This is a genomic window from Hyphomonas sp. BRH_c22, from assembly GCF_000961795.1.
Classification (GTDB): Bacteria; Pseudomonadota; Alphaproteobacteria; order Caulobacterales; family Hyphomonadaceae; genus Hyphomonas.
In genome coordinates, this window is record NZ_LADU01000107.1 from 1 (window position 1) to 6,070 (window position 6,070).

General features: G+C 63.5%; 7 protein-coding genes. 3 read left to right on the forward strand and 4 right to left on the reverse strand.

Features of this window, described 5'->3' with window-relative positions; translation table 11 throughout:
- Window positions 1-523: hypothetical protein (locus VR74_RS14795; RefSeq protein WP_299950721.1), on the forward strand; the 523-nt coding region annotated here is incomplete at its 5' end.
- A gap of 2 nt (window positions 524-525) precedes the next feature.
- Here the strand turns inward: VR74_RS14795 and VR74_RS14800 are convergent.
- Window positions 526-948: a DUF4112 domain-containing protein gene (locus tag VR74_RS14800; protein WP_299950724.1), complete on the reverse strand. Its 423-nt coding sequence runs from the start codon at window positions 946-948 to the stop codon at window positions 526-528.
- 99 nt (window positions 949-1,047) lie between these two features.
- Between VR74_RS14800 and VR74_RS14805 the strand changes: the two genes are divergently transcribed.
- Together VR74_RS14805 and VR74_RS14810 are read left to right on the forward strand one after the other, a co-directional pair.
- A complete protein-coding gene (locus VR74_RS14805; protein ID WP_045698126.1) occupies window positions 1,048-1,389 on the forward strand; it encodes a DUF952 domain-containing protein in 342 nt (113 codons plus the stop codon).
- Entirely contained in the window at window positions 1,389-2,441 is a 1,053-nt protein-coding gene (locus VR74_RS14810; RefSeq protein ID WP_045698128.1) for a quinone-dependent dihydroorotate dehydrogenase, read from the forward strand. Before VR74_RS14805 ends, VR74_RS14810 begins: the two co-directional genes overlap by 1 nt.
- Here the strand turns inward: VR74_RS14810 and VR74_RS14815 are convergent.
- Genes VR74_RS14815 through VR74_RS14825 form a run of 3 tightly spaced genes read right to left on the reverse strand, consistent with a single transcriptional unit; the run spans window position 2,404 to window position 5,832 of the window.
- The gene (locus VR74_RS14815; RefSeq protein ID WP_045698129.1) at window positions 2,404-3,708 is read right to left on the reverse strand and encodes an MATE family efflux transporter; all 1,305 of its coding nucleotides are present in this window, start codon (window positions 3,706-3,708) and stop codon (window positions 2,404-2,406) included. The two genes, VR74_RS14810 and VR74_RS14815, sit on opposite strands and share 38 nt — an antisense overlap.
- A gap of 12 nt (window positions 3,709-3,720) precedes the next feature.
- Window positions 3,721-4,464: a phosphatase PAP2 family protein gene (locus VR74_RS14820; RefSeq protein WP_045698130.1), complete on the reverse strand. Its 744-nt coding sequence runs from the start codon at window positions 4,462-4,464 to the stop codon at window positions 3,721-3,723.
- A gap of 54 nt (window positions 4,465-4,518) precedes the next feature.
- Window positions 4,519-5,832 (reverse strand): dicarboxylate/amino acid:cation symporter, encoded by a 1,314-nt coding sequence (locus VR74_RS14825; protein WP_045698131.1) that lies wholly within the window; start codon window positions 5,830-5,832, stop codon window positions 4,519-4,521.
- Window positions 5,833-6,070 lie beyond the last annotated feature (238 nt).

The window sequence follows — 6,070 nt, forward strand, 5'->3', positions numbered from 1 at the left end:
CACCACCCCCACCACACCGACTCACACCCCACCCACAGCCGCCTACACCCAGTCGGCCCCCTCGATACGCCCCTTCGCCCCCCCGTCACGCCCCGCTGTCGCCCAGGCCGCAGCGGACTTCGTGGCCGGGCGCGTGGAGCTGACAGCGGCGCAAGCTCTTGATTCTAATATGGTAAATGTGCTGAAGGCGGATTTCCTCAACCTGGTCGAAACCCAACAGGACGGCACGACCCAAATCCTCCAGACGCCCGATGGCCGCACCTTGTCCATCCGGATAGAGCGCTCCCTGTCCCGCGAGGTCAGCGCGCCGGGCGTGCGTCAGATTACCTATAATGCGCCGCATTCGGACTCTGTGGTCCGCTTCGTGTCTGACGTCGTGCCGATGAAAGTCTCGGTCATCTGCCGCGATGTGGCCTACGCCTTCCCCGGCCAGGAACGCGGCCGCTTCGCCGCGTGCCAATCCCCCGCTGGCGGCTGGGTCCTCGCCCGCGCTTCGGATGTTCGCGAAGACCCGCAGGCCTGATCTCAGACGGGCGCTTGTCCCCTGGCCAGCTGGCGCTTTGCCTTGCGGGTCAGATGCTTTTCTATCACCTTGAAATTCTTGGTGTTTGACTTGAAACAGAAGTCAAAGACATCGCCCAGAACCGGTATCGCGCCGATCGCGGTATCAAACAGCAGGTTCCAGCCGATATGGGCAATGGCCACCGGGTGCAGCTTCAGGCGGATGGCGGTGAACAGCGAATAGGTTCCAGCAATCCCCGTGGCCACGTCTCCCGCAACGGGCACCAGTCCCAGGACGGAGTCGAGACCAAACCGCATCCCCATGACTGAGAACTGCGAATCCAGCATCCGTGCAAGCGTGTTGAGCTTGCGCAATTCCTCCTCCACCGTCCGCCCGTTTTCCAGCCGGACATTCAGGAGGGCAGCATCTGCGACGTCATTGGCCACGCACTATCCTTCAAAACGGCTGCCCGCAGGATCGCAGAAACTGCCTGCGACTCAAGGCGTGAGTTGCCGTGGCCATCAAAGCCTGCTGAAAAGCCAGCCATGAGCAACACGCATGTCTACAAACTGCTGACACAGGCAGACTGGGCCAAGGCGCAGGCGGATGGTGTCACGGCAACCGCCCTCGACGCCGCCGACCGCTATGTTCACCTCTCCACGCGCGATACCGCCGCCGAGACAGCGCGGCTGCATTATGCCGGCCAGAAAGACGTGCGGCTGCTCGAGTTTGCCGTGACGGACCTGTCTCCGCTCAAGTGGGAACCCAGCCGGGGCGGAACCCTGTTCCCCCATCTTTATGGCGCGCTTGAGATCAGCCGGGCCACGCGCAGCTGGACGCTGATGCAGGATGCCGATGGCGTGCCCATGCTTCCGGAGGACTTTTGATGCGTCTGGCCGATATCGGCGTTGCGGCGGTGAAACTCCTGCCGCCCGAAGCGGCGCATACCGCCACCATCCGGGCGCTCGAAAAGGGTCTGGGCGCGCCATTGCGGGCGCCTGAACCCGATCCGGTATTGGCGACAATCCTGCCGAAATCCGGATTGAAACTGAGCGCGCCGGTTGGCCTTGCTGCAGGTTTTGACAAGAATTGCGAAGTCCCCTCGGCCATGGCCCGGTTTGGCTTCGGCTTTCTTGAGTGCGGGACCGTGACACCGCTGCCTCAACCGGGAAACCCGAAACCCCGCCTGTTCCGCCTGACCGAAGACCGGGCAGTCATCAACCGGATGGGGTTCAACAATTATGGCCTCGACTATTTTGTAAGGCGCCTGTCGAAATACCGGGCGCCTGTGCCACTTGGCGCCAATGTCGGTGCCAACAAGGAGAGCGAAGACCGTATCGCCGATTATGTCCGGGGCATCGAAGCTGTCGCGCCGCACGCAGCCTATGTCACGGTCAACATCTCCTCGCCCAATACGCCGGGCCTGCGCGGCCTGCAGGACAAGGCGTCGCTAGAGGACCTGCTATCGGCCTGCGGCGAGGCCGAACGATGCAGCAAGCCCGTCTTCCTGAAGGTCGCACCGGACCTGGATGCCGAGGCGATTGCGGACATTGTCGGTGTCTTGCACAATCAGGGTGCCTGGCTCGCGGGCCTGATCGTGTCGAACACGACGCTGGCCCGGCCGGGCACCCTGACCAGCCGGGACAAGGCGCAGGCCGGCGGCCTGTCGGGCGCGCCCCTGATGGCCCCGTCAACAGGGGTTCTGAAAGCCTTTGCACAGGCGCTGAATGGCGAATTCGACCTGATCGGTGTTGGCGGCATTGCCAGCGCGGCAGACGCCTATACGAAGATCCGTGCGGGGGCGAACGCCGTGCAGCTCTATTCGGCGCTGGTCTATTCGGGTCCGGGCCTCGTCGCCGAAATTCACCGCGACCTGGCAGCCTTGTTGAAAGCCGATGGCTTCACGTCGCTGGCGCAGGCGGTCGGGAAAGACCTCTGAACAGTCCCGGCACGAACCAGCCGAGTGCTGCGGCGCGATAGACGTACATGGCGAGGAAGGCGGCCCAGACGCCTGCATTCCCGAAAGCGGGGCGCAGCATCATGTCCGTCGTGAGGTAGAGCACTGCTGAGATGATTCCCGCCGTGCGCAGCGCCTTGCCCTGTGTCGTGCCAAGGAACAGGCCATCGAGTTGCCAGGCGGAAACGCCAAGGATCGGCACGGTCGCACAATAGGGCAGGAAATCCAGTGCCGCACGGCGTGCTTCCGGATCTGCGATGAAGGTCTCGATAACCCAGCCGCCGAGGGCGAAATAGGTCAGCGAGAAGAGGACCCCGAAGCCGAAGGCAAACTCCGACGTCAGCCGCATGGCTCGGCCAAGCCGCTTGCCGTCAGCCGCGCCATAGGCCTCTCCGGCTTCCTTCTCCGCAACGAATGCAAACCCGTCGAGCACGAAAGCAGCGACGGTAATGAACTGAAGCAGGACCTGGTTTCCCGCAGTCGCCGCCGTGCCGATCAATGTACCGGACCGAACGAACCAGCCAAAGCAGAAGACCAGCGCGAGCGTCCGGATCATGATGTCGCGATTGGCCGAGAACAGGGCATAGAGCTTGGCAGGATCGAACAGGCGGGCGGGCGACCGGAAGCCCTTGCGCACCATGACGAGACCCACAGCCAGTGCTGTCCATTCCGCAATCGCCGTACCGGCGCCAATGCCTGCCGGGCCGAGCTGCAGGTCCACGACGAACCAGATATCCAGCACGACATTCACGCCGTTCATCACGATCTGGAAGGCGAGCATCTGTCCCGTCTTGCCGGTGCCTAACAGCCAGCCGGTGATGCCGAGACCCATGAGGTAGGCGGGGGCGCCGAAGATCCGGGCGTTGAAATAGCCGGCGGCGAGGGATTCGACCTCGGCTGTTCCGGCGAAGGCAGCGAAGGTCAGCCATCGCAACAAGGGAGTCAGGAGGAAAAGGCCGAGACCGATTGCGCCGCCCAGCATCAGCGTCCGCAGCAGGATCGCGCGGACTTCCGGCTTGTCGCCGCGGCCATTGGCCTGCGCGGAAAGGCCCGTCGTCGACATGCGCAGGAAGCCGAAACCCCAATAGATAAAGTTATAGGCGACGGCAGCGATGGCAACGGCGGCGAGGTCTGCCTTGTCGCCAAAGCGGCCCATGACGGCCGTGTCCACAAGGCCTGTCGTGGCCGTCGCCGCCTGGGCGAGGACCACGGGAATTGCGAGGGAAACGACTTTCCGGCGGGTGAGCATCGCGGTCCCGGTCTAGCTGAGCGCCGTGTAGAATGTGCGGGCAAAGGGCAGGGCGTACCATGCGTAGAGGGGGGCGGTAAGGGCGAAACAGGCCAGCAGGAAGGGGGTGGTGCGGGGGGTGGCGGGTTTGGGCGGCGTGTGGCGCAGAACCCAGGAGAGCATGCTGAGCACACCAGCGCCCAGCGCCAGCCCGGCCAGAGCGTCACTCGGCCAGTGCGCCCCGATGTAGATACGCGAAAAGGCGATCACGACGATGAGCAGGACCAGCGCCGAGGTTGCGACCCATTTCGCCGCGCCCTTCAGGGAGGTGAATGCCATCAGCGCCAGCGTTCCATAGATGAGGGCCGAATTTGCTGCGTGGCCGCTCGGAAAGCTGAAGGCATCGGCGCCTGAATAGAGTTCAGCGGTTGGGCGGACTCGGGCGAGCGTTGCCTTGATCATGCTGACGGCGAGGGGGAGAAGCAGGAAGGCTGTCACTGCCGCACCAGTTTCTCTCCAGGCGCGCTGGGCTGCGAACGCCGCCACGATCAGAAAGCCCATGAAAATCAGGTAAGCACTGTCACCCAGTGACGTGATGACGAGCATCACATCTGTCAGTGCAGGTTCACGCCAGCGCGACACCTGGCTGGCGATTGCCGTATCAAATGGGTCAGCGTTCCAGACGCCAAACACGCCGAGCGTGAAGCCGGCGAAGACGCTCAGGCAGATGGCTCCCGCAGTCACATGTCCTGCCGAGGCCTGATCGGGTGCTCTCATTGTTTTCGCTCAAGACCCTCCGGGACATGCCATGCCTGTGGCGCCGGCCGGGCCTTAGACCGGATCGCGCGCCCGGAACACCTCTTCATCCAGTTCGCCTTCCCATTTTGCCACCACTGTCGCGACCGCGAGGTCGCCGGTTATATTTGTGACAGTGCGCATCATGTCGAGGATGCGGTCGAAGGGGAACAGGAGCGCGATGATCAGGACGGTCTGGTCCGGGGACACGCCGACAACGCTGAGCGTCGTGGCGGCGAGAAACAGGCTGACGGACGGAATGCCCGCCGTGCCGATGGAGACGAGCGTCGCCATGATCGCGATGGTGAAATACATGCTGGCCGTCATGGGCAGGCCAAGCGCCTGCGCCGCAAACAAGGCGATCAGTCCCTGGTAAAGGGCCGTGCCGTCCATATTGATCGTAGCGCCAAGCGGCAGCACGGATGACGCGATGGGCTTGCCGATTCCAAGGTTTTCCGTGGCACAGGACATGGTCATCGGCAGCGTGGCGTTCGAGGACGAGGTCGAGAAGGCTACGGCCTGCGCGTCGACCGCGCCGCGGAAGAAGGCAAACAGGGGCAGCCGCACGATGAACTTGATCATCGATCCGTAGGTGAAGATTATGTGCAGGCCGCAGGCAATGTAGAGCGCGGCGGTCATCTTTCCAAGAACGGCGAGGATGGTCAGGCCGCGGTCGCCCATGACCCAGGCCATCAGGGCGAACACGCCGAACGGCGCCGTTTCCATCACGATCAGCGTCAGCTTCATCATCGCTTCGGCCGCGCTGTTCATCACGGATGCGAGCGGTTTGCCAGCCTCGCCTGACATCAGGATACCGATGCCCAGCATGATGGCGAAGAAGATGATCGGCAGCACATCGCCGTTCGCCATGGCGGCCACGGGATTGGTCGGAATGATCGACAGGATTGTATGCATCAATTGCTCGGCAACGCTGCCCGGCTGCGGATTGGCAGCCAGCTGGGCCCGGGCGCTTTCCATGTCGGCCGTGTTCACAATGTTCGTATCGAAACCGGCGCCCGGCTGGATGATGCTGCCGATCAGCAGGCCGAACGAGACGGCGATCAGGGTCGTGCACATGTAGAGGGCCAATGCCCGGCCGCCCAGGCTGCCCAGCTTTTTCGGGTCGCCCATGGCCAGCACGCCGGAGACCAGTGTCGTGAAGATCAGCGGAACGACCAGCATCTTGATCAGGTTGATGAAGGCGTCGCCAATCGGCTTTGCCCAGGCCGTGACATTGGCGCCTGCAGCCTCTGCGCCCATGATCTGCCGCAGGACCAGGCCCGTGATGGCGCCGAGCACCAGGCCAACCATCACCCGCTTCCAAAGATCTATCCGAAACCACCAGCCCATTCATTGCTCCCGCTTAGCCTGAAGGATTGACGGTAGGGCGGCTTGCTGGGGATGAAAACCCCTTGAGCGCGATGCATCGCGCTGCGCGTGCGGGCATTGCGTCTTCTGTGCCTGGCGCCCTATGTCTGCCTGCAATGCGCGCAGATGACGCCCCCCTTCCGATTGATGACGTGCTGGCCGAGGTCTGCGCGGCCTTGCGCGATGGCCGGCGGCTGGTGCTGGCGGCGCCGCCCGGGGC

Coding starts and splice junctions, on each gene's coding strand:
- VR74_RS14805 (WP_045698126.1), top strand. CDS start 1,048: ATGAGCAACACGCATGTCTACAAACTGCTGACACAGGCAGACTGGGCC.
- VR74_RS14810 (WP_045698128.1), top strand. CDS start 1,389: ATGCGTCTGGCCGATATCGGCGTTGCGGCGGTGAAACTCCTGCCGCCC.
- VR74_RS14815 (WP_045698129.1), bottom strand. CDS start 3,708: ATGCTCACCCGCCGGAAAGTCGTTTCCCTCGCAATTCCCGTGGTCCTC.
- VR74_RS14820 (WP_045698130.1), bottom strand. CDS start 4,464: ATGAGAGCACCCGATCAGGCCTCGGCAGGACATGTGACTGCGGGAGCC.
- VR74_RS14825 (WP_045698131.1), bottom strand. CDS start 5,832: ATGGGCTGGTGGTTTCGGATAGATCTTTGGAAGCGGGTGATGGTTGGC.